Here is a 22697-nt window from a genome sequence, read left to right as displayed (position 1 = left end):
TCCGCGCGCGAGCCGCCATGCATGACGTCCTTCAATTTATCCGACTGCAAGACTTGATCGACCAGCAGGCGCTGCGCGGCAAACGGGTGTTCATCCGTGCCGATCTGAACGTGCCCCAAGACGATGCCGGCAACATCACCGAAGATACCCGCATCCGCGCCTCGGTGCCGGCGATCCGCGCCGCCCTCGATGCGGGCGCCGCCGTCATGGTGACTTCGCACCTGGGCCGTCCCACCGAAGGCCAGTTCAAGCCGGCCGACAGCCTGGCGCCGGTGGCGCTGCGCCTGGCCGAATTGCTGGGGCAGAGCGTGGCCCTGCAACAAAACTGGGTTGATGGCGTCGATGTCGCTCCCGGTCAGGTGGTGTTGCTGGAAAACTGCCGGGTGAATGTCGGCGAAAAAAATAATGATGATGGCTTGGCCAAAAAGATGGCGGCGCTGTGCGATGTCTACGTCAACGACGCCTTCGGCACCGCCCACCGCGCCGAAGCGACCACCCACGGCATCGCCAAATTTGCGCCGCTCGCCTGCGCCGGCCCCCTGCTGGCAGCCGAGCTCGACGCGCTGGGCAAGGCGCTGGGCGCGCCCGCCCGGCCCCTGCTGGCGATTGTCGCCGGCTCCAAGGTGTCGTCCAAGCTGTCGATCCTCAAAGCGCTGGCCGACAAGGTCGACAACCTGATCGTCGGCGGCGGCATCGCCAATACCTTCATGAAAGCGGTCGGCCTGAACATCGGCAAGTCGCTGGTCGAGGCCGAGCTGGTCGCTGAGGCGCGCGCCATCATCGACATGATGGCCGCGCGCGGCGCCACCGTGCCGATCCCGACCGATGTGGTCTGCGCCAAGCAATTTTCGGCAACGGCGGTGGCCACCACCAAGCACGTCGCCGACGTCGAAGACGACGACATGATCCTCGACATCGGCCCGCACACGGCCGCCACGCTGGCCGCGCAGATCAGCGCGGCGGGCACCATCGTCTGGAACGGCCCGGTCGGCGTGTTCGAATTCGACCAGTTCGGCGGTGGCACCAAGACGCTGGCGCTGGCGATTGCCGCATCAAACGCGTTCTCGATCGCCGGCGGCGGTGATACGCTGGCAGCGATTGCAAAATATGACATTACCGATAAAATCGGGTATATCTCCACGGGTGGCGGCGCCTTCCTTGAATTTTTGGAAGGCAAAACCTTGCCAGCCGTTGAGATCCTGCTGCAACGTAAGGCTGCCTGAATTTCCTGAATTTCTTGATTTGACTCGTTGTCCGACGTTCCCTTCCTGAGGACCCATCCCATGCTACGTGGCACCAAGATTGTTGCAACCATCGGCCCGGCGTCGTCCGACTTCGATATGCTCGTCAAGATGATCCGCGCCGGCGTCGACGTGGTGCGCCTGAATTTTTCGCACGGCAGCGGCCAGGACCACATCGACCGCGCCGCCCTGGTGCGCCGCGCTGCCGCCGAATGCGGACGCGAAGTGGCCATCATGGCCGACATGCAGGGACCGAAAATCCGCGTTGGCAAATTTGAAGAAGGCAAGGTGCTGCTCGAACCGGGCGCTTCCTTCATTCTTGACGCCAAGTGGGGCAGTAATGGCGAACTGGGCAATCAGGAGCGCGTCGGCCTCGATTACAAGGCCTTGCCGCGCGACGTACGCGCCGGCGACAAGCTGTTACTCAATGACGGCTTGATCGTGCTGATCGTCGACCGGGTGGTGGGCGCGGAAATCTTTACCACCGTGCGGGTCGGCGGCATCCTGTCGAACAACAAGGGCATCAACCGCCAGGGCGGCGGCTTGACGGCGCCGGCGCTGACCTCGAAAGACATGGAAGACATCAAGACGGCGATGTCGTTCCAGGCCGATTACCTCGCCATCTCCTTCCCGAAAAGCGCCACCGACATGGAAATGGCGCGCCAGCTGGCCAATATCGCCGGCGAGCCGTGGCAGCATAAACCGATGTTGATCGCCAAGATCGAGCGCGCCGAAGCAATTCCCGCGCTGCAGGAAATCCTCGACGCCTCCGACGGCATCATGGTCGCGCGCGGCGACCTCGCGGTGGAAGTGGGCAACGCCGCCGTGCCGGCACTGCAAAAACGCATGATCGCCATGGCGCGGGCGTCGAACAAACTGACCATCACCGCCACCCAGATGATGGAATCGATGATTTTCAATGCCGTGCCCACCCGCGCCGAAGTGTCCGATGTGGCCAACGCCGTACTCGACGGCACCGATGCCGTCATGACCTCGGCCGAAACGGCATCCGGCAAGTATCCGATCGAGACGGTGGAAATGATGGCCGCCATCTGCGTCGAAGCGGAGCAGTCCGAGTACAACCGCCTCGACGCCGATTTCCTCAACGTTAAATTCACCCGCATCGACCAGTCGATCGCCTACGGCGCGTTGTTTACGGCCCACCACCTGGGCGTGAAGGCGATCGCCGCCCTGACGGAGTCGGGCTCGACTGCATTGTGGATGAGCCGGCACCGGGTCGAGGCGCCGATTTTTGCCATCACGCCGATTATTGCCACCCAGCGTAAAGTGTCCCTGTACCGCAATGTGCACGCCTGTCACCTGACCCAGCAGGGCGATGGCAGCGCTGTCCTGCGCCAGGCCGAAGCGCTGTTGATTGCCAGGAGCGTCGTCAGCAAGGGCGACTTGATCGTCTGTTCCTGGGGCGAGCCGATGGGGCAGGCGGGCGGCACCAACGCCCTTAAAATTGTTCGCGTAGGCGAGTTCAGCTAAACAACCATCGCCTGCCCGCAGGCGCCCGATTTTTCCATTGATCTTATTGTTTGGAGCATTACCATGGCACTCGTTTCACTCCGTCAGCTTCTCGACCACGCCGCCGAAAACGGCTATGGTCTGCCCGCCTTTAACGTCAACAACCTCGAACAGGTGCAAGCCATCATGGCCGCGGCCGATGCCAGCAGCAGCCCCGTCATCATGCAAGCGTCGGCCGGCGCCCGCAAGTATGCCGGTGAAGCCTTCCTGCGCCACCTGATCGACGCCGCCGTCGAAGCCTATCCGCACATCCCCATCGTCATGCACCAGGACCACGGCCAGTCGCCGGCCGTCTGCATGACCGCGATCCGCTCCGGTTTTACTTCCGTGATGATGGATGGCTCGCTCGAAGCCGATGGCAAGACCGTCGCCAGCTACGAGTACAACGTCGAAACCTCGCGTGAAGTGGTCAAGTTCGCCCACGCGATCGGCATCACCGTCGAAGCCGAACTGGGCGTGCTCGGTTCGCTCGAAACCATGAAGGGCGACAAGGAAGACGGCCACGGCGCCGACGGCTTGATGACCCGCGAACAGTTGTTGACCGATGCCACCCAGGCTGCCGACTTCGTCGCCCGCACCCAGTGCGATGCCCTCGCCATTGCCATCGGCACCTCGCACGGCGCCTACAAGTTCACCCGCAAGCCGACCGGCGACATTCTCGCCATCGACCGCATCAAGGAAATCCACGCGCGCATTCCGAACACCCACCTGGTGATGCACGGTTCGTCGTCGGTGCCGCAGGAACTGCTGGCGATCATCCGCGAATTCGGCGGCGACATGAAAGAAACCTACGGCGTGCCAGTCGAAGAAATCCAGGAAGGCATCCGTCACGGCGTTCGCAAGATCAATATCGACACCGACATCCGCCTGGCCATGACGGCCGCCGTGCGCAAGTTCATGTTCGAAAACCCGTCGAAATTCGATCCGCGCGACTGGCTCAAGCCGGCCCGCGAAGGCGCCATGCAAATTTGCAAGGCACGCTTCCAGGCCTTCGGTTGCGAGGGGCAGGCTGCCAAGATCAAGCCGATTCCGCTGGAAAAAATGGCGGAGCGTTATGCGCGCGGCGAATTGTCGCAGATCGTCAAGTAAGTATCGAACAGGCCGCCCGATGTATGCGCGGCCTGATTTTTTCCCCGCCGGCGGCGCCCGTCGCCGGCCTTATTGCGGTAGCCTATGAACAGCCTTTACACCACCACCATTGCCTCCCTGCCTCTGCTCGGTCATGGCAAGGTGCGCGACAATTACGCCGTCGGCGACGATAAAATTCTGATCGTTACCACCGACCGCCTGTCAGCCTTCGACGTCATCATGAACGAGCCGATTCCCGGCAAGGGCATGGTCTTGAACCAGATGAGCAATTTCTGGTTCGACAAGCTCGGCCACATCGTGCCCAACCACCTGACCGGCATCGCACCCGAATCGGTGGTCGCAGCGGCCGAAGTGGCACAGGTGCGCGGGCGCGCCGTTGTCGCCAAGCGTTTAAAGCCGATCATGGTCGAAGCGGTGGTGCGTGGCTATATCATCGGCTCGGGCTGGAAGGATTACCAGCAGACGGGATCGATTTGCGGCATCGTTTTACCGGCAGGTTTACAGCAGGCGCAAAAGCTGGACGCACCGATTTTCACGCCGGCTGCCAAGGCCGAGCTGGGCGAGCATGACGAGAACATCAGCTTTGCGGAGATGGAACAGCGCATCGGCGTCGAGCTGGCGGCAAAGATGCGCGACACCGCCATCGCCCTGTACCAGGCTGCCGCCGAGTACGCCGCCACGCGCGGCATCATCATCGCCGATACCAAGTTCGAATTCGGCCTTGACGACGATGGCGTCATGCACCTGATGGATGAAGTGCTGACCGCCGATTCGTCGCGCTTCTGGCCGGCCGACTCGTACCGCGTCGGCATCTCGCCGCCGTCGTTCGACAAGCAGTTCGTGCGCGACTACCTGGAAACCCTGACCGGCTGGGGCAAGACCGCGCCCGCGCCGAGCCTGCCGCAAGACGTCATCGACAACACCCAGGCGAAATATTTCGAAGCGATTGAACGCTTGACCGGCAAGAAACTGGAAGCTTGATGACCGCTACCGTAAAACCGCTGGTCGGCGTGGTGATGGGTTCCTCGTCCGACTGGGATGTCATGCAGCACGCCGTTGCCATGCTCGAGCAGTTTGGCATTGCCCACGAAGCGCAGGTGATTTCCGCCCACCGCATGCCCGACGACATGTTCAGTTACGCCGAACAGGCGCGCGGCCGCGGCTTGCGCGCCATCATCGCCGGTGCCGGTGGCGCTGCCCACTTGCCGGGCATGCTGGCCGCCAAGACCATCGTGCCGGTGCTGGGGGTGCCGGTGCCGTCCAAGTATCTGCGCGGCGAAGACTCGCTGCTGTCGATCGTGCAGATGCCCAAGGGCATACCGGTGGCCACCTTTGCCATCGGTGAAGCGGGCGCGGCCAATGCCGCCCTGACCGCCATCGCCATGCTGGCCGCCGGCGATGAAGACTTGGCCAATCGCCTCGAAGCGTTTCGCCTGGCCCAAAGCGCCGCTGCGCGCGCCATGACCTTACCGCCCGTATGAACAAGTTGCCCGCGCTTTTACCTGCCGCCACCCCGCCGACTTGGCTGGGAGTGATGGGCGGCGGCCAGCTCGGCCGCATGTTTGCCCATGCCGCCCAGGCCATGGGTTTTCGGGTTGCCGTGCTCGAGCCTGCTGCCGATTGTCCGGCCGGGCAGGTGGCCGAACAGCTCGTCAACGCCGCCTACGATGATGGCGCCGCGCTGACGGCGCTGGCGCAGCAGTGCGCGGCAGTCACCACCGAGTTTGAAAATGTGCCGGCCCCTAGCCTGGCGCAATTGGCGCAGCACAGTTTTGTGGCGCCATCGGCCGCCTGCGTATCGATTGCCCAGGACCGCGTTGCCGAAAAGCGCTTCTTTGTCGACTGCTACGCCGAATCGGGCGTGATGCCGGCGCCGCATCACCTGATCGCCACGCTGGCCGACCTCGACAGCATTGCCGACCACCTGCTGCCGGGCATCCTGAAAACGGTACGCCTGGGCTACGACGGCAAGGGCCAGTCGCGCGTTGCCACCCGCGCCGAGGTGCGCGCCGCTTTCGAGGCGGGTGGAAGCGTGCCCTGTCTGCTGGAAAAAATGCTGCCGCTGGCCTATGAGGTGTCGGTGCTGACGGCGCGTGGCGAAGATGGCGAGGCGGTGGTCTATCCGATCGCCGAAAACGTTCACCGCGATGGCGTGCTGTTTACCACCACGGTGCCGGGACCGCATGTGTCGGCAGCGCGCGCGCTGCAGGCGCAGGACGCAGCGCGCGCCATGATCGCCCGCCTCGGTTACGTCGGCGTGCTGTGCATCGAATTTTTCGTGCTCGACGACGGCTCGCTGGTGGTCAATGAAATGGCGCCGCGGCCCCATAACAGTGGTCACTACACGATGGATGCCTGCATCACCAGCCAGTTTGCCCAGCAAGTACGGGCGATGGCGCGCCTGCCACTCGGTGACGCCCGCCAGCACTCGCCGGCCGTCATGCTCAATCTGCTCGGCGACGTCTGGTTCGATGCGGGTAGCGCGCTGGCGCGCGAACCGGCCTGGGACCAGGTGCTCGAACTGCCGGGCGCCTGCCTGCACCTGTATGGCAAGGAACAGGCGCGGCGCGGCCGCAAAATGGGTCACATCACCTTCGTGGCGCCGACCCTGGCGCAAGCGCAGGCGCAACTGCAGGCGGCCTGCGCCATCCTGGGCATTGCTGCATGACAGTAGCTCGCACTGGCGGTGACGCCGCCAGCATCGCCGCGGCCGCCCGTGCGCTCGAGCAGGGCGCGCTGGTGGCGTTCCCCACCGAGACCGTGTATGGCCTGGGTGCCGACGCCAGCAACCCGGCGGCGGTGGCGGCCATTTATGCTGCCAAGGGCCGTCCGCAAGACCACCCGGTGATCGTCCACCTGGCGCCCGGGGCCGATTTGGCCGACTGGGCCAGCGACATTCCGCCCGAAGCCCACCAGCTGGCCGCCGCTTTCTGGCCGGGGCCGCTGACCATGATCCTCAAGCGCGCTCCCGGCGTGCCTGCCGACGTGTCTGGCGGCCAGGACACCATTGGTGTGCGCTGTCCCGCCCATCCGCTGGCGATCGCCCTGCTGCAAGCCTTCAGGCACGGCCGCGGTGGCATTGCGGCGCCATCGGCCAACAAGTTCGGCCATGTCAGCCCCACCACGGCGCAACACGTGCGCGATGAATTTGCCGCCGATGGCAGCGTTGCCATGGTGCTCGATGGCGGCGCCAGCGAGGTCGGCATCGAGTCGACCATCGTCGACCTGTCGCGCCTGGCCACCCATGGGCCGGTGCTGCTGCGTCCCGGTCACATCAGTGCCGACGCCATCGCCGCCGTCATCGACCGCCTGCCGGCCAGTGCCGATGCGGCCGCCCCGCGCGCTTCCGGCACCCTCGAATCGCACTATGCCCCGCACACGCCGGTCGCCATGCAAGAGAGCGCGCAACTCGCTGTTACCGTGGCGCGCTTGCAGGCGGCGGGCAAAAAAGTGGCGCTGATCCATTACTCGGCGATGCCGGCCAGCCACGCGGCACTGCGGCTGCCCGCCGCTCCGGCCGGCTTCGCCCATGCCCTGTACGCGGCCTTGCGCAGCATGGATGGCAGTGGCGCCGAGCTGATCCTGGTGGAAGCACCACCGCGCGATGCCTTGTGGACGGGGGTGAACGATCGCCTGCGCCGCGCCGCGCACGGCTCGAGCGGCATCGTGCACGGCTTGCTCAACACCGATACGCCGTGATTTAATGACGCCCCCGCTGTTGCAGGCGCGGAACAGCCGGGCGCTGCGTTTCCCTATACAAGCGGTCGCAACACTGGCATATTAGTCAGGTTCCGAATAGCACGAGCGTTCGATTACATTCAACACGAAAAACTGGAGACAAGAAAAATGCGTCAAACAAATTTTGCACTGGCATTGCTGACGGCAGCCGTGCTGTCCGCGTGCGGCGGCGGCGGTAGCAGCGAAGCGGGCGACCAGTCCGTCAAGGTCAAATTCAGTTCCCAGGTAGCGTTTGGCGACAGCCTGTCAGACGTCGGTACCTACAATGTCGGCACCGTCGCCGCTTTGAAGGGCGGCAAGTTCACCATCAACGGCGACAATACCGCCATCAACAGCACCCTGACCGGCAAAAATTACACCGAGCTGCTGGCCACCCAACTCGGTCTGCCAGCCGCCTGCGCCGCTTACACGGGCCTTGACGGCCTGGCCAGCCAGGGCTTTTCCGTGCCCGTGGTGCAGCACGCCGGTTGCTATATTTACGCCCAGGGCGGCGCCCGCGTGACCAACCCTGTCGGTCCCGGCAACAAGCTGGCCGGCAGTGCGCTGGGCGCGCTGACCGTGCCGGTCGTCACCCAGGTCGCCAATCACTTGGCCCTGGCGGGCGGCAAGTTCACCGGTACCGAGCTGGTAATCGTCATGGCGGGCGCCAATGATGTGCTGTTCGGTCTGTCCCAATTGTCGACCTCGGCCACGGCCGCCGGTACCAGCGCGTTCGGCACCAGCCTGACGCTGTCGCTGGCCGCCGGTGCCACCAATCCACAAACGGCCGCTGCCAGCATCGGCGCTGCCCTGCAGGCTGAGTCGGTCAAAGCCGGCCATACCGATGCATCGGTGGTCGCCGCCGCCGTTGGCGCTGCCGTGGCCGCCGGTAACACGGCGGCTGCATCGGCCACCGTGTACGGCCCGTTTGTGGCCACCGCCCAGGCCGCTGGTGCCAAGGCTGGTGCGGATTATTTCAGCGTCAACGCACCGAAACTGGTGGCCACCATGGCCAGCACGGCGACCGAACTGGTGGCCCTGGTAAAAACGCAAATCGTTGCCAAGGGCGCCAATTACGTCGTCATCAACAACGTGCCTGACATCGGCACCACGCCGCTGGCGCTGAGCAAGACCGCCGACGTCCAGGCCCTGATCAATGCCATGGTCAAGAGTTTCAATGACACCCTGGCAGCGGGCGTTGCCGGCGAAAGCAAGATTCTGTACGTCGACACTTTCAGCGTCAGCCATGACCAGGCCACCAATCCGGCGCCGTATGGCTTGACCAATGTGACCACCCCGGCCTGCAACCTGAGCACCACGGTCAATCCGCTGGCCAGCTCACTGGGCTGCAATGGCGGTAACGTGATCGCCGGTGACGTCAGCCACTATTCGTTCGCCGATGATGTTCACCCGACCCCGTTTGTCCAGCTGTTGTTGGCGCGCTATGTGTCGAAGTACATGGTCCAGAAGGGCTGGCTGTAAGCGAGCGCCCGCTGTTCGCTGCCGCCTGCGGCAGCACCACAAGACCCCACCGGCGTGGCTTTGGCCACGCCCATAATGATCAGGAGAACACATGAAACAAGGTTTCAACCACGCCGCAGCCTTGCTGGCGGCATCGGTAGCGCTGGCGCTTGCGGGCAACGCCTCGGCCCAAAGCGCCGGCCAATTCACCGCCAAGGTTGGCGTCGGCAAGATCACCCCGAAAGTCGACTCGGGCGATGTCAGTGCACCAGCTCTGCCAGGCAGCAAGGTGGCAGTGGCTGCTGACACCCAGCCGATTCTGATTTTTGCGTATGGCGTGACGGACAATTTCTCGACCGAACTGGCGCTGGGCTTGCCGTACAAGCACAAGCTGTCCGGTGATGGCTCGATTGCCGGCACCGGACAGCTCGGTACCGTGCAGTCGCTGCCGCCCAGCCTGTTTGCCCAGTACCGCTTCTTTTCGCCCGACACCATGGTGCGTCCTTTTGTCGGCGCCGGTGCGACCTATGCATATTTCCGCAAGGAAACCGGCACGGGCCAGCTGACCTCCATCCTCAACACTGGCGGTCCGGGCACCAGCTTCCACATCAAAAACAAGGTGGCGCCTACCATCCAAGCCGGTGTGGCAGTGAACATCAACCCGAAATGGTTTGTCGACTTTACCGTCACCAAGACCTATCTGAAAACCGATACGTCCTACTCGACCGGGCAAACCCAGAAGGTGGCGCTCGATCCGGTCGGCCTGGTGCTGGCAGTGGGCTACAAGTTCTAAATAATTTGTTCTTGTTGAAAAACCCGCCACGGCGGGTTTTTTTCGCCTGTTGCGAACGGGAATGTTTGTCGCAGCGCACCAACAAGTTATACAAAATTGCGCCGTCATGGAAGGTGGATTGTAAAAAATGTGTTACCGTTGAACATTAAAAGTTTCGTAATAAAACATCCAGACATGCGTTACTCAAAGCACAATAAAACCGCTGAAATTGCCAAGTTGCCGCGCGCCATGCTGGTCGGTGGTGCGGCTGCAATTATCGCGGTTGCTGCTTTTCTGACGCTGACAGCGTCGACACCGTCGACCCGCAAGGTATTGCCGGAGTTTCGCCTGCCCACCCCGCCGCTGATGAATAGTGCGCCGGCGCGCGCCGCCGACAAGCCGCTGCGGCTGGTGTATCGCAATTCGGTGGTGCCCGGTGGCGTGCACAGTGCCGCTGAACTGTCCGCCGTGATCGCCCGCGACCCCGTGGCCGCCGCCCATTACGCCGATTTCAAGGTGGCTGCGGCGCATCTGGTGCAGGTGGAAAATTCGCGCATGGTGCATGTCTCTTACCGCATCGGCAACCAGATCTACTGGACCAAAAACAAGGTCCGGCTGGCGCTCGGTGAATCGTTGCTCTCCGATGGCGAGCACCTGATTCGCGCCCGCTGTGGCAACCGCATTGCCGATACCATCGAAGGCCCGGTGCTGCTCAATGAACCGCCGCCGGAAGTGCTGGAAACGGCCTTTGTGTCGGCCGAGGACTTGATCGACCAGACGGTCAGCATGGCCGCGCTGGGCGGCATGCCGCTGCTGCCCGCTCCCGGCAACCCGGTGGCGCCCAGCGCTTTGGCTGCCGTGCCCGCCACGCCGCCGCTGGCAGAGCGTTTTGGCCCGCCCGCCTTGATTGCGCTGCCCGGGGTGCCGACGCTGCCCGGCGTGACGGTGCTCGGTCCGCGCGCCGCGCCGGCCGTGCTGATCGATGCCGTCAGCCCTGCGTTGCTGCCGACAAGCACGCCGGTGCCGCCGACAAGCACGCCGCTGACAATCACCCCATTGCCGCTCACGCCCACTGCACTGACGCCAGTACTCCCCGCCACGCCGCTATTTCCCGTGCTCGACACCGTCCCTGCCGCCGTGCCGGCGTTACCGATCGATGTTGCCACCCGCTTGCCGCCCGCTGCCGCACCGGAAGCGCCGTTCATCGAGGCGCCCACCTTCACGCCGGTGCGACCGCTGGCGGCGACGCCTGAAGCCACCGTCACCGTGCCCGAGCCGAACGCGGCCCTGCTGGCCGTGCTGGCGCTGGCGGTGCTGGCCGTGGCGCGCCGCCTGCGTCGGCGTCGCTGAACGGTTCGACGACAACGGCCAGACCAAAAAAAAGCGTTGCCCGAGTAATCCGGCAACGCTTTTTGACGAGGGCGCAGTGTTGCAACTGCGCCCGTCTGCATTATTGAAATGCCTGGATGCCGGTCTGCGCGCGGCCGAGGATCAGGGCGTGGATATCGTGCGTGCCTTCGTAGGTGTTGACCACTTCGAGGTTGACCATGTGGCGGATGACGCCGAACTCGTCGGAGATGCCGTTACCACCGAGCATGTCGCGGGCGACCCGGGCGATGTCCAGCGACTTGCCGCACGAGTTACGCTTCATCATCGAGGTGATCTCGACGGCGGCGCTGCCCTCGTCCTTCATGCGGCCCAGGCGCAGGCAACCCTGCAGGGCAATGGTGATTTCGGTCTGCATGTCGGCCAGCTTTTTTTGCACCAGCTGATTGGCCGCCAGCGGACGGCCGAATTGCTGGCGGTCCATGGTGTACTGGCGCGCCGTGTGCCAGCACGACTCGGCAGCACCGAGCGCGCCCCAGGCGATGCCGTAACGCGCCGAATTGAGACAAGTAAACGGCCCTTTGAGGCCGCGTACATCGGGGAAAGCATTTTCTTCCGGGCAGAACACATTGTCCATGACGATTTCGCCGGTGACCGAAGCGCGCAGGCCGAACTTGCCATGGATGGCGGGGGCTGACAGCCCCTTCATGCCTTTTTCCAGCACGAAGCCGCGGATGGCGCCTTCATCGTCCTTGGCCCACACCACGAAGACGTCGGCCACCGGCGAATTGGTGATCCACATCTTGGCGCCTGACAGCGCATAACCACCGGGTACGGCGCGCGCGCGGGTGATCATCGAGCTGGGGTCGGAACCATGGTTCGGCTCGGTCAAGCCGAAGCAGCCGATCCACTCGCCGGTGGCCAGTTTCGGCAGAAATTTCTGGCGCTGTGCCTCGGTCCCGAATTCGTAAATGGGCACCATCACCAGCGACGACTGCACGCTGGCCATCGAGCGGTAGCCGGAATCGACCCGTTCGATTTCGCGCGCGATCAAACCATAGCTGACGTAGTTCAGGGCAGGGCCGCCGTAAGCTTCCGGAATGGTGGGGCCGAGCAGGCCCAGCTCGCCCATTTCGCGGAAGATGGTGGTGTCCATTTTTTCGTGACGGAACGCTTCGAGCACGCGCGGCTGCAACTTGTCCTGGCAATAGGCATTGGCAGCGTCGCGCACCATGCGCTCGTCGTCGGTCAACTGCTCACTGAGCAACAGCGGGTCGTCCCAATGAAACTGGGCCTTGCGGTGCGATTCGGGTTTGTTCATGGAAGATCCTGTCGGAAGTGTCAGTCGAATGGGCGCGCCCGGTAGTGGCGCTGCCAGCAGTGGTTTATTTTACCGGAACCACGCTGCCGAAGCGGCCGCCGTGGAACACCAGGGGCGCTTGCGGCTGGACCGCGCATTGCTCGACCTCGCCAACAAAAATCACATGGTCGCCTTCCGGATAGCGGCTGCGGTTATGGCATTCGAACCAAGCGACAGCGCCAGCGATGATGGGCTGGCCGGTGCGCGACAGTTCGTATTCGGTGGTGGCGAATGGATCATCACCGCGGCGCGCGAAGCGCTCGGCCAGCGCCGCCTGCTCGGCCGAAAGGACGTTGATGACGTAGTGCGAGTTGCCGTTAAAGATGGGCATGCTGTTGGCGTTGCCGGACAAGCTCCACAGCACCAGTGGCGGGTTGAGCGACACCGAATTGAAGGAACTGGCCGTCAGGCCACGAAACGTGCCGTCGGCGAGGCGGGTGGTAATGACGGTGACGCCAGTGGCAAATTGCGACAGTGCCTGGCGAAATTGGGCCGCATCGAAAGCGGGCGCGGCGGCGCGAGGAGAACGAGTATTCATGGGGACCTTAAGATTGTTTCTATTATGCCTAACTTTTGCCACCTTCGCCGTTGCTACGCGGTTGCGACGCCATTGCTGCAACCCGCCCGGGTTTGGAGTACATTGAACACATCAGACATGCATTGCTGGAAATTCACATGACGACGCAAATGGAGGTGGCATTCCTCGGTAGCGGCTGCTTCTGGTGCCTCGAAGCGGTGTACCAGCAGGCGCGCGGCGTGACGTCGGTCGAGTCGGGCTATATGGGCGGGCAACCGGCCGACCCCGCTGGTGCCAGCGGCCAGAGTGGCACTAGTGGCCATGCCCAGGTGGTGCGCCTCGAATTCGATGCCGCCGTCATCAGTTACCGCGACCTGCTTGAAGTGTTTTTTACGTTGTACGACCCGACCACCCTGAACCGCCAGGGCAAGGATGTCGGCTCGCAGTATCGCTCGGTCATCTTTACCACCACCGGGCAGCAGGCCGAGGTAGCGCGCCACGTCGCTGCCGCCATGGCGGCCGTGTGGGATGCGCCCATCGTCACCGGGATCGCGCCCGCATCGAGCTGGTACAAGGCCGAAGCGGCGCAGCAGAACTATTGCAGCACACATCCGGACCAGAGCTATTGCGCGCTGGTGGTGGAACCGAAGGTGATCAAATTCCGCCAGATTTTCGCCCGCCACGCCAGGTGAGCCTGGGACGTCAAGGCTGACGTCCCAGCGGCCCTGCGTACATGGCGCGGCGCGACCACGGCATGACGGGCGCGCCACCGGCCTTGCCGCAGACGATCTGGTACAGGCTGATCCAGTCGTGCTGGAAGGCATAGCTGCAGCCGGCCAGGTAGACGTGCCAGATGCGGAAACGGCGCGCATCGGTGAGGGTACCGATACGGGCGGCGTTGCTCTCGAAGTTTTCCGTCCACAGCGCGCAGGTACGGGCGTAATGACGGCGCAGGTTTTCAACGTCGCGCACTTCCAGGCCCCCTTCCTGCATGGCCCGCACCACCGTGCCCAGGTGCGCCAGTTCGCCATGTGGAAACACATAGCGGTGTATGAATTTGCCGCCGTCATACGGCGTGCCCCGTTCGCCCGTATCGGTGGTGGTAATGCCGTGGTTCATGGCGATGCCATCGGCGGTGAGCAGCTCGCGGATCTTGCCGAAGTAGGCGCCCAGGTGGCGCACGCCGACGTGCTCGAACATGCCGACACTGGTGATGCGGTCAAAGGCGCCGCCGACGTCGCGGTAATCCTGCAGGCGGATTTCGACCAGCTTTTGCAGGCCGGCCTGGCGCACCCGTTCGCGCGCCAGTGCATGCTGGTTTTTCGACAGCGTCACCCCCAGCACTTGCACGCCGTGCTGCTGGGCGGCACGAATCGCCAGCCCCCCCCAGCCGCAGCCGATATCGAGCAGGCGCTGGCCAGGGCGCAAGTCGATCTTGGCGAGGATGTGGTCGATTTTTTTGCGCTGCGCCGTGGCCAGGTCTTCGTCACCGTTTTCGAAGTAGGCGCAGGAGTACAGCATGGCCGGATCGAGCCAGGCCTGGTAAAACTCGTTGGAGACGTCGTAGTGATAGCGCACCGCGGCGGCATCTTTTTCGCGCGTGTGAATGAACTTGCCAACGGCGCGCGCCAGCAGCCCGCGCTGGCGCAGGGTGGCTGCCGCCAGCGTGTTGACGACGGCGATCATGTCGGCGGCGCGGCCCTTGACGTCGATGAACCCTTCGACATACGCGCTGCCCAGGTTGTACAGCGACGGCGAGAGCAGGTAGCGCAGCGCCGATGGCTTGGGCACATGCACCGTCACCTTCGGCACCTGGTGCGAAAAATCGAGCTGCTGGCCGTTCCACAAGACCACCCGCAAGGGCACCGCCACCTGCCCGCACACCGCGTTACGCCAACTGGTCAATCGCATCTGTTTGAACACGCTCGCCTCCATCGGTGGTGAATCGGTGGTGAAACGGTGGTGAATCGGTGGTGCAACGCTTACTTGATGGTACTGCCTGCCAATCGCTAATCGCTAATCGCTAATCGGTACTCGCTCAGGGCTGCAGGCGCTGCGTGCTCCAGTTGCCATCGCTGTCGCGCACATACACGATGCGGTCGTGGAAACGGGAGCGCCGGCCCTGCCAGAATTCAATGCGATGCGGCACCAGGCGGAAGCCGCCCCAGTGTGCCGGACGGGGCGGCGTTTCGCCATACTGCGCCTCGACCGCCGCGAAGTTCTGTTCCAGCGCAGCCCTGCTGGCGATGGGCGTGCTTTGCGCGGAGGCGATTGCCGCCAGGCGACTTTTTACGGGGCGGCTGTGGAAATAACGGTCGCTTTCGGCATCGCTGGTGTACTCGACGGTGCCTTCGATGCGCACCTGGCGCTCCAGTTCCGGCCAAAAAAACAGCAGCGCGGCATGCGGATTGGCCGCCAGCTGGCGCCCTTTCTGGCTGTCGAAATTGCTGTACCAGGTGAACCCGCGCTGGTCATATTGCTTGATGAGGACGATGCGCGAAGTGGGCTTGCCATCGCCATCGACGGTGGCCACGCTCATCGCATTGGGCTCGTTGACCTGGGCTGCCAGCGCCTGCTCGAACCAGGCATTGAACTGGTCAAACGGGTCGCTCGCCACATCGGCGGCGTCGAGGGTGGCGTGGCCGTAATCCTTGCGCAGGGCGGCAACGGCATCGCCGGTGGCTGGCCCCAGGCCGCGCCGCTGCTGCATGGCATTGCCGAGCGTCAGCATCTGGGCCGTCGAGAACAGCCGCTTGGCCATTGGTGCGATGTGCGCCTCTTCGGTGGCCATGTGGGTCAGGTAGCGTTCGGCGAAGGCGCTGACGACGGCGGCGTCGAGGAAGCTGCCGGCGTTGTTGATGATCGCGCTGAGCTGCTCGTGCAGCGTCTGCCACATCGCATCCATGGCATCGTGGTCGAGCAGGATGCCGGGCACCAGCGCCTGCAGGGTGGCGGCGTCGTCGCCGACGGCCACGGTGGTGAGCATCGGTACCAGGTTTTCTTCTTCATCGGCGTGGTGCAGCGGCGCGGCTTTGTCGAAGTACTTGACGACGGCAGCGGTGGCCTGGCGCGCCTGCGCGTCGGCGCCATGGCGGGCCAGGTGCTCGGGCAGGCGCTGCAAGGTGTCGAGCTGCTTGCGGATGCGGTCGTGGCAGTGCTTGAGCACGGCGATTGGCTGGTCGAATCCCGGGGCGGTGTCGGGCAGAGCGTCTGTCATGGCAAGCTTTCGTGGGTGATCTTAACTAAAACTACATGGTGTTCATTTTAGAGTAGATAGGCGAATGCCGCGCACGCTCCGCTAAAATGGCGTGATGAATGCACCTGATACCACAGTAGTCCCCGCGCCGGCACCTGCCGACCTGTTTGAAGCCGACCATGCGCGCCGCTTCGGCGGCCTTGCCCGCCTGTACGGCCAGGCGGCGCTGACCCGCTTTACCGCCAGCCACGTGTGCGTGATCGGCGTCGGCGGCGTCGGTTCCTGGATCGTCGAAGCGCTGGCGAGAAGTGCCATCGGCCACCTGACCCTGATCGACCTCGACAACGTGGCCGAATCGAATATCAACCGCCAGGTGCAGGCGCTGTCGAGTACCCTGGGCCAGGCCAAGATCGATGCGCTGGCCGAGCGCGTCCGCCAGATCAATCCGGCCTGCCAGCTGACGCTGGTGGAAGATTTTATTGGCGCCGACAATCTCGACGCCATGCTGGCCAACAAGGGCTTCGATTACGTCATCGATGCCATCGATAGCGCGCGCGCCAAGGCGGCGCTGATTGCCTATTGCCGCGACCACAGCCTGCCCTTGTTGATCATCGGCGGCGCCGGCGGTCAGACCGACCCCACCAAGATCGCCGTGCGCGACCTTGCCCGCACCGAGCAGGAGCCGTTACTGAAGCGGGTGCGCAAACTGCTGCGCAACCAGTACGGTTTTGCGCGTGGAGAAAAAGCCAAATTTCACGTCGATGCCGTGTTTTCGATGGAGCCGCTGCGCTACCCGGAAGGTGAAGCGGACTGTTCGCTCGATGCGGACCAGCGCGGCATCACCGGCATCAATTGCGCCGGCTTCGGTTCCAGCGTGGTCGTCACCGCCAGCTTTGGCATGGTGGCCGCCGCCCACGTGCTGCGCCAGCTGGCCGATGCCGCACTGATGGACGCGGCTGTGCAGGGCGACAGGCTCGCGGTATCATAGCTTCACCGCGTAGCCGTCGCTGTCGATCGGCTTGGGATTTTTGATTTGAATTTTTATCTATTGGAAAAAATGATGATGCGTTCTACCTTGCTGCCGCTTGCCTTGTGCGCCACCCTGGCCTCGTTTGCGACTGTCGCCGTGGCCCAGACCGCGGACGCCAGCGCGCCCGCAGCTGCCGTGCTGCCGGCACCAGCCGACGCCAACACACTCGTTAAAATCGACAACGTTGTCGGCACCGGCAAGGAAGCTGGCGTCGGCAGCAATGTAGTGGTCAATTACACGGGCTGGTTCTACAAGCCGCTGGCGTTGCGCCAGCGCGGCCGCAAGTTCGATTCGTCGCTCGATGGCGGCCGCGAGCCGCTCGAATTCCAGCTCGGCGCTGGCAAGGTCATCAAGGGCTGGGACCAGGGCGTGGTCGGCATGAAAGTGGGCGGCAAGCGCACCCTCATCATTCCCAGCGAACTGGCATACGGCAAGCGCGGCGCTGGTGGCGGGTCGATTCCTGCTGATGCCGATTTGATCTTCGATGTGGAGTTGTTAGGCGTAAGATAAATCCGGGCGGCAGCGTTCATCAGGTTTGTCGAGGTCGCCTTGAGCTGAATGTTCATTCACCGGTGGGGGAGGAGACAGCATGCGCATCGCCAATGACGTCACTGAATTGATCGGCAATACCCCGCTGGTGCGGATCCGCCGCATGGGCCAGGCGCAGGGCGGCGCCGACGTGGTCTGCAAGCTGGAGTTTTATAATCCGGCGCACAGCGTCAAGGACCGCATCGGCCTGTCGATGATCGAAGCGGCCGAAGCGGCGGGCCAGATCGGCCCGCACACCGTCATCGTCGAGCCCACCAGCGGCAATACCGGCATCGCCCTGGCGATGGTGTGCGCCAGCCGCGGTTACCAGTGCACTTTGGTGATGCCCGAAACCATGAGTCTGGAACGGCGTCTGCTGCTGCGTGCGTATGGCGCCCAGCTGGTGCTCACTCCCGGCGCCGAAGGCATGCTGGGCGCGATTCGCCGCGCCGAGGAACTGGTGGGGGCCAATCCGGGCTGGATCATGCCGCAGCAGTTTAATAATCCTGCCAACCCGGCGGTCCACCGGCGCACCACCGCCGAAGAAATCTGGAACGATACTGACGGTCAAGTTGACATCGTGGTCGCCGGCATCGGCACCGGCGGCACCATCACCGGCATTGGCGAGGCGCTCAAGGAACGCAAGCCGGGTGTGCAAATCGTCGCCGTCGAACCGGAAGCTTCACCGATGCTCTCCAAGGGGACCAAAGGGCCGCACCCCTTGCAGGGCATCGGCGCCGGCTTCGTGCCGCAGGTCCTCAACACCGCCATCTACGACGAAGTCATTGCCGTGAGCAACGACGATGCCTTTGCCAGTGCGCGCGCGGCCGCCCGCGAAGAAGGTTTGTTGGTCGGCATTTCCTCCGGCGCCGCCCTGTGGGCAGCACTGCGCCTGGCCCGCCGCCCCGCCAACGCAGGCAAGCTGATCGTGACGATCATCCCCTCCTTCGGCGAGCGCTACCTGAGCACCCCGCTGTTCGCCAACCTGGCATAACGGCAACCCCCAATTCCCAGGGCCGCCGTGCCGCCCCGAGGCAAACGACGAACAGAATCGGATTTGCGTACACCAAAAAATCCACGGCTCCGCCGAGGATTTTTATCGATTCGAACCAAACAAAAAGTGGTTTTTACTTTTGTTTGAACGATCTAGTGTGCATGCCCCGCATGCAAATCCAGCGGCGGCGCCACCAGCAGGCAGCAGGCGTGATCGGTGGTGCCCTGTTCGATTTGCAGGGTGCAATGGTGGATGCCGAAATCGTTTTTCAGGCGCGTGGTGATGGCATCGATCTCGGCGTCACCGGGGTAGCCGGCCGGCATCACCAGGTGCGCCGTGAGCGCCGTTTCCGTCGTGCTCATCGACCAGATATGCAAGTCGTGAATCTCGCTCACGCCTGGCAGAGTCGACAGGTAGGCATCGACCTTGTGCGGATCGATGCTCGCCGGCACCGCCGCCAGCACCATGCGCAGCGATTCGCGCAGCACCGACCAGGTCGACACCACGATGAGGGCAACGATGGCGAGGCTGACGGCCGGATCGACCCAGGCCCAGCCGGTGCCCATGATGACCAGGCCAGCCACCACCACGCCCAGCGAGATGGCGGCATCGGCCGCCATGTGCTGGTAGGCGGCGCGCACGTTGATGTCGTCCTTGCTGCCGGACATAAACAGCCATGCCGAAATGCCGTTGATGGCGACGCCGATCAGGGCGACGATGGACACGGTCCAGCCGGCCACGGGCGCGGGCTCATGAAAGCGTTGCACCGCTTCCCAGGCGATGGCGCCGCAGGCCACCATCAGCAGCAGTGCATTGGCCAGCGCCGCCAGAATCGACGAGCTGCGCAAGCCATACGTAAAATGCTGGTTCGGCGCGCGCCGCGCCAGCAGGGCGGCGCCCCAGGCCAGCGCCAGGCCCAGCACATCTGACAGGTTGTGGCCGGCGTCGGCCATCAGCGCCGTCGAGTTGGCGACGAAACCGTAGCCGAATTCGACGGCGACAAAGATGGTGTTGAGGACAATCGCGATGACGAAGGCGCGCCCCATGTTGCCGGGGTCGACGCTGTGCTGGTGGCCGTGGCCGCCGTGATCGTGGCCGTGGTCAGTTCGGGCGGGCTTGTGCTTGCTGTCGTGCTGATGACCGTGGTCGTGGTGGTGGTGGTGGTCGTGATTCATGGTTCTTCTTTAAGGCTTTTGCATCTCGGCGCGGATGGCGGCGCGGGTCTTGGAATCAAGTTTTTGCACGATCTTATCGAGTTTCTCGGCCTGGCGCAGGGCGGCGCTCTGTTCTGCACTCAATTGGCGGGCCTGGATCACCGGCGCCGGCAGTGGCGCCGGCTTGAACCATAGTGCCTGGCCGCCCAGCGCCAGCGCCGCACCGAGTACGGCGGCGGCGGCGGCCAGTGCCACCGCAGCGGCATCATACGTGATGGTGGCCTCGGCTGCTGGCGCCGCCGCCCCTGCCTGCACCCCGGTCGTCACCAACGGCAGTACCGGCTGCGCTGATCCCACCGGCGCCCCCAGCCGCGCCGCCATCGCTTCGCTGGCGCGGTCGATCAGTGCCACATGGCGCTCGACCGCCTCGGCCAGCACCGCTTCGTTGAGGGCAACCAAAGCAAAAACAGGGTCGTCGATGTCGATCTTGACGCCGGTTTTTTCAAATACCAGGGTACGCAGTTGTTGCTGGTCCATGGCGTCGCCCTTACCAGCTGACGTTATCTAACTGCTCGAACAGGTCGCGAAACACCACCTTGATGCGCTGCTTTTCCATGACATTGAATTTGTCGCTGGCGCGCACTTCGTCGGCCGTCATGCGGGCGATGTTCATTTTCTTGATGTCGGCGCCAAAGGTGTCGGCATTGCGCTGGCTGAGGACGACGCGGCCGATCACCCGGCTGGCATGCTCGGCATAGGTGGCAGAATCGGCAAACTGCTTGCCGGTGGCCGACTGCAGCAGGCCGAAATGCTCGTTTTCCCACAGCACCAGCGGCACCCGGGTGGCCTTGGCGGTCGAGACGAAGCCCATTGCCGTATCGTGCAAGGTGTCGCCGCCGCCGACGATGGTGTGAATGTAGACCGTGCGGCCCGATTCCTTGAGCAGGTCGAAACAGTCGTTTTCCAGCAGGTAGCCCATCAGCGGCGAAAAGGTGTTGGCGCCATTGTCGACCACGCAGTTGCCGTCCTGTTCGAGCAGGTCGATCATCAGGGCGTCGAAGCGTTTCGGATCGATGTTGCGGCTGTCCGTCATCACCGGGACGTGCTTGACCGCCAGGGCCTTGTAGCGCGAGAAGGTGGCGTTTTCCTGGTCGGTGTCATAGCAGCGCAGGGGGCGCTCGTCTTTGCCGGCAAGCCACTGCGCGAGGATGGTCGAGACCAGCGTCTTGCCGATGCCGCCCTTGCCCTGCAAAATAAAATGTACCGTGTTGTGCATCGATGTACTCCCTTGGTCGTTCTTGGCGCCGGTTGGCGAACATGCGGTCAATGGCAGGCGGCACTGCCGTGGTCGGGCTTGAACAACGGGTCGTGACCGACTGGCAAAAATTCCCAGTCGTAGCTGTCCGCGCGCAGCACCAGTTTGAGCACGCCCCGATGATTGCTGTCACCTGCTTCGCTATTGGGCCGTGGCAGCAGCAGGGGCGTGGCATAGGCCCCACCGGTACCGACCACGAACTGGCGCAGGCCATGCGCATCGTCGCGCCGGCCGCCGCCATCCTGGCGCGCGAAGCGTTCGTACAAATGATCGTGACCCGACAATACCAGCGCAGCACCGGCCGCCATCAACAGCTCCCACGCCGGCCGCATGCGCGGGTCGACGCCTTTCAGTCCGGAACTATACATGGGGTGATGCCAGTAGGCGAGGGTGCAGGGCGCGCTGCTGCCGGCCAGCTGGCGTTTCAACCACGCCAGCTGGAGAGCATTGCCGGCCGCATCGAGGTTGCTGTCGAGGGAAATCAGGCGCCAGTTGCCCAGCGTGACGCTGTAGTGGCCGGCGCCGGCCTGGGCGCCGAAATACGTCATGTAGCCGGCGGCGCCGGCGCTGCCGTACTCGTGGTTGCCGGGAGTGGGAAAGGTGCGCGCCTTGAAGCGGCCCCAGGTGGCCTGATAGCAACCGGTGAATTCAGCCAGGCGGCCACGCGGATAGGTCAGGTCGCCCAGCGCCAGCACGACGGCGGTGGCATCGCTGCGCAGCGCCCCTTCGATCAGGCTGGCGGTTTGTTCGGCGCCGGAAAAGCGCGGGGCCTGGCTGCCGCAGTCGGCGATGTCACCGGCGGCGTAGACGGTGACGGCGGGCGCCGCCGCCCATGCCAGCCCAAGGGGCAGCAGGCCCACGACCAGCCCGAGCGGCAGGCTAAGCAGCGCGCGCAAGCGCCTTACTCGAGGAAGCGCAGCAAGCCCTGCAGCGAATGACGTACCGTCTGCTCGCGCACGGCGGCGCGGTCGCCCTGAAATACCAGGCGTTCGGTGTGGGTGTGGTCGGCGCGCGACCAGGCAAAGCAGACCGTGCCGACCGGTTTACCCGCCACCGCGCCGGTGGGCCCGGCGATGCCGGTGGTGGAGACGGCGATGTCGGCATTGCTGCTGGCCAGCGCGCCTTCGGCCATGGCGCCAGCGACTTCTTCGCTGACCGTGCCCATCTGCGCGATCAGCGCGTACGAGACGTTGAGCATTTCCATTTTCGAGGTATTGGAATAGGTGACGAAGCCGCAGTCGAACCATTCGCTCGAGCCCGCCACTTCCGTCACTGCCTGGGCGACGCCGCCGCCGGTGCACGACTCGGCCGTGCACAGCATGAGTTTTTTGGCCTGCAGGGCTTGGCCGACCCGGGTCGCCAAATCAATCAGTTCGTTTGTCACGTTGATTCCTTTCATTGCTAACAGGGGCGCGCCAGCGTTATTGCATAGCGAACTACTTTAGCATGGTGGCCGCCGCCGCTGTA

The 22697-nt window shown here is 63.9% G+C and carries 23 protein-coding genes; 14 read left to right on the top strand and 9 right to left on the bottom strand.

What is annotated here, in order from left to right; translation table 11 throughout:
- Positions 1–17: 17 nt before the first annotated feature.
- From ACP7BZ_RS17005 to ACP7BZ_RS16960, 10 genes are all read left to right on the top strand, one after another.
- Positions 18–1223: a phosphoglycerate kinase gene (locus ACP7BZ_RS17005; RefSeq protein ID WP_426115253.1), complete on the top strand. Its 1206-nt coding sequence runs from the start codon at positions 18–20 to the stop codon at positions 1221–1223.
- A 60-nt stretch (positions 1224–1283) separates the two neighbouring features.
- Entirely contained in the window at positions 1284–2732 is a 1449-nt protein-coding gene (pyk, locus tag ACP7BZ_RS17000; protein ID WP_426115251.1) for a pyruvate kinase, read from the top strand.
- A gap of 63 nt (positions 2733–2795) precedes the next feature.
- A complete protein-coding gene (gene fba / locus ACP7BZ_RS16995) occupies positions 2796–3860 on the top strand; it encodes a class II fructose-bisphosphate aldolase (RefSeq protein WP_426115249.1) in 1065 nt (354 codons plus the stop codon).
- A gap of 84 nt (positions 3861–3944) precedes the next feature.
- Positions 3945–4841 (top strand): phosphoribosylaminoimidazolesuccinocarboxamide synthase, encoded by an 897-nt coding sequence (locus ACP7BZ_RS16990; protein WP_426115247.1) that lies wholly within the window; start codon positions 3945–3947, stop codon positions 4839–4841.
- A complete protein-coding gene (gene purE, locus ACP7BZ_RS16985; protein WP_426115245.1) occupies positions 4841–5341 on the top strand; it encodes a 5-(carboxyamino)imidazole ribonucleotide mutase in 501 nt (166 codons plus the stop codon). Before ACP7BZ_RS16990 ends, purE begins: the two co-directional genes overlap by 1 nt.
- The gene (locus ACP7BZ_RS16980; RefSeq protein WP_426115243.1) at positions 5338–6528 is read left to right on the top strand and encodes a 5-(carboxyamino)imidazole ribonucleotide synthase; all 1191 of its coding nucleotides are present in this window, start codon (positions 5338–5340) and stop codon (positions 6526–6528) included. The genes purE and ACP7BZ_RS16980 overlap by 4 nt, the downstream gene beginning before the upstream one ends.
- Positions 6525–7559: an L-threonylcarbamoyladenylate synthase gene (locus tag ACP7BZ_RS16975; protein ID WP_426115241.1), complete on the top strand. Its 1035-nt coding sequence runs from the start codon at positions 6525–6527 to the stop codon at positions 7557–7559. Before ACP7BZ_RS16980 ends, ACP7BZ_RS16975 begins: the two co-directional genes overlap by 4 nt.
- Before the next feature lie 147 nt (positions 7560–7706).
- Positions 7707–9059, top strand: coding sequence for an SGNH/GDSL hydrolase family protein (locus ACP7BZ_RS16970; protein ID WP_426115239.1), 1353 nt, complete (start codon positions 7707–7709; stop codon positions 9057–9059).
- A 91-nt stretch (positions 9060–9150) separates the two neighbouring features.
- Positions 9151–9831 (top strand): OmpW/AlkL family protein, encoded by a 681-nt coding sequence (locus tag ACP7BZ_RS16965; protein WP_426115237.1) that lies wholly within the window; start codon positions 9151–9153, stop codon positions 9829–9831.
- 174 nt (positions 9832–10005) lie between these two features.
- Positions 10006–11160, top strand: coding sequence for a hypothetical protein (locus ACP7BZ_RS16960; RefSeq protein ID WP_426115235.1), 1155 nt, complete (start codon positions 10006–10008; stop codon positions 11158–11160).
- A 100-nt stretch (positions 11161–11260) separates the two neighbouring features.
- Here the strand turns inward: ACP7BZ_RS16960 and ACP7BZ_RS16955 are convergent, their stop codons facing one another.
- Together ACP7BZ_RS16955 and ACP7BZ_RS16950 are read right to left on the bottom strand one after the other, a co-directional pair.
- Positions 11261–12457: an acyl-CoA dehydrogenase gene (locus ACP7BZ_RS16955; protein WP_426115233.1), complete on the bottom strand. Its 1197-nt coding sequence runs from the start codon at positions 12455–12457 to the stop codon at positions 11261–11263.
- 64 nt (positions 12458–12521) lie between these two features.
- Entirely contained in the window at positions 12522–13034 is a 513-nt protein-coding gene (locus ACP7BZ_RS16950; RefSeq protein ID WP_426115231.1) for a flavin reductase family protein, read from the bottom strand.
- A gap of 137 nt (positions 13035–13171) precedes the next feature.
- Between ACP7BZ_RS16950 and msrA the strand changes: the two genes are divergently transcribed.
- Complete coding sequence (gene msrA, locus ACP7BZ_RS16945) at positions 13172–13705, top strand: peptide-methionine (S)-S-oxide reductase MsrA (RefSeq protein ID WP_426115229.1); 534 nt, start codon at positions 13172–13174, stop codon at positions 13703–13705.
- A 10-nt stretch (positions 13706–13715) separates the two neighbouring features.
- On the opposite strand, the gene ACP7BZ_RS16940 is transcribed toward msrA, so the two are convergent.
- Positions 13716–14936 (bottom strand): class I SAM-dependent methyltransferase, encoded by a 1221-nt coding sequence (locus ACP7BZ_RS16940; RefSeq protein WP_426115227.1) that lies wholly within the window; start codon positions 14934–14936, stop codon positions 13716–13718.
- Between the two features lie 115 nt (positions 14937–15051).
- A complete protein-coding gene (gene pdxH / locus ACP7BZ_RS16935; RefSeq protein ID WP_426115225.1) occupies positions 15052–16230 on the bottom strand; it encodes a pyridoxamine 5'-phosphate oxidase in 1179 nt (392 codons plus the stop codon).
- A gap of 94 nt (positions 16231–16324) precedes the next feature.
- On the opposite strand from pdxH, the gene tcdA reads away from it, so the two are divergent.
- From tcdA to cysK, 3 genes are all read left to right on the top strand, one after another.
- Entirely contained in the window at positions 16325–17197 is an 873-nt protein-coding gene (tcdA, locus tag ACP7BZ_RS16930) for a tRNA cyclic N6-threonylcarbamoyladenosine(37) synthase TcdA (RefSeq protein WP_426115223.1), read from the top strand.
- Between the two features lie 72 nt (positions 17198–17269).
- Positions 17270–17749, top strand: a complete 480-nt coding sequence (locus tag ACP7BZ_RS16925) for an FKBP-type peptidyl-prolyl cis-trans isomerase (RefSeq protein WP_426115303.1) — start codon at positions 17270–17272, stop codon at positions 17747–17749.
- Between the two features lie 79 nt (positions 17750–17828).
- Positions 17829–18761, top strand: coding sequence for a cysteine synthase A (gene cysK, locus ACP7BZ_RS16920; protein WP_426115221.1), 933 nt, complete (start codon positions 17829–17831; stop codon positions 18759–18761).
- 152 nt (positions 18762–18913) lie between these two features.
- On the opposite strand, the gene ACP7BZ_RS16915 is transcribed toward cysK, so the two are convergent.
- From ACP7BZ_RS16915 to ACP7BZ_RS16895, 5 genes are read right to left on the bottom strand one after another with little or no spacing between them, the layout of a single operon-like run.
- Positions 18914–19936 carry a cation diffusion facilitator family transporter gene (locus tag ACP7BZ_RS16915; protein ID WP_426115219.1) on the bottom strand — a complete coding sequence of 341 codons (1023 nt, stop codon included), beginning with the start codon at positions 19934–19936 and terminating at the stop codon, positions 18914–18916.
- Between the two features lie 9 nt (positions 19937–19945).
- Positions 19946–20452 (bottom strand): hypothetical protein, encoded by a 507-nt coding sequence (locus tag ACP7BZ_RS16910; RefSeq protein ID WP_426115217.1) that lies wholly within the window; start codon positions 20450–20452, stop codon positions 19946–19948.
- A gap of 10 nt (positions 20453–20462) precedes the next feature.
- Entirely contained in the window at positions 20463–21191 is a 729-nt protein-coding gene (locus ACP7BZ_RS16905; RefSeq protein ID WP_426115215.1) for a hypothetical protein, read from the bottom strand.
- 47 nt (positions 21192–21238) lie between these two features.
- Positions 21239–22126 carry a metallophosphoesterase family protein gene (locus ACP7BZ_RS16900; RefSeq protein WP_426115213.1) on the bottom strand — a complete coding sequence of 296 codons (888 nt, stop codon included), beginning with the start codon at positions 22124–22126 and terminating at the stop codon, positions 21239–21241.
- 5 nt (positions 22127–22131) lie between these two features.
- A complete protein-coding gene (locus ACP7BZ_RS16895; RefSeq protein WP_426115211.1) occupies positions 22132–22629 on the bottom strand; it encodes a CinA family protein in 498 nt (165 codons plus the stop codon).
- Positions 22630–22697: the final 68 nt, after the last annotated feature.

Source organism: Massilia sp. PWRC2, from assembly GCF_049896725.1.
In the GTDB taxonomy this organism is placed as follows: Bacteria; Pseudomonadota; Gammaproteobacteria; order Burkholderiales; family Burkholderiaceae_D; genus JAFCUW01.
The sequence above is the reverse complement of the archived record's forward strand: the minus strand, read 5'-3'. Positions and strand labels throughout refer to the sequence as shown.